This is a genomic window from Staphylococcus sp. EG-SA-15, assembly GCF_017151895.1.
GTDB classification, from domain to species: domain Bacteria; phylum Bacillota; class Bacilli; order Staphylococcales; family Staphylococcaceae; genus Staphylococcus; species Staphylococcus aureus.
This window is the reverse complement of record NZ_JACVZN010000182.1, coordinates 1-228: the sequence shown is the minus strand read 5'-3', so window position 1 is coordinate 228 and position 228 is coordinate 1. Positions and strand designations below refer to the sequence as shown.

At 36.0% G+C, this 228-nt stretch carries 1 protein-coding gene; it reads right to left on the bottom strand.

What is annotated here, in order from left to right; translation table 11 throughout:
- Positions 1 to 18: 18 nt before the first annotated feature.
- The coding region (locus IDG64_RS14985; protein WP_133166816.1) for a DDE-type integrase/transposase/recombinase at positions 19 to 228 on the bottom strand (210 nt) is incomplete at its 5' end.

Sequence of the window (228 nt, the reverse complement as noted above, 5' to 3'; positions counted from 1 at the left end):
TATCATGTCAGTGTTCGCTTAACTTGCTAGCATGATGCTAATTTCGTGGCATGGCGAAAATCCGTAGATCTGAAGAGACCTGCGGTTCTTTTTATATAGAGCGTAAATACACTCAATACCTTTTAAAGTATTCTTTGCTGTATTGATACTTTGATACCTTGTCTTTCTTACTTTAATATGACGGTGATCTTGCTCAATGAGGTTATTCAGATATTTCGATGTACAATG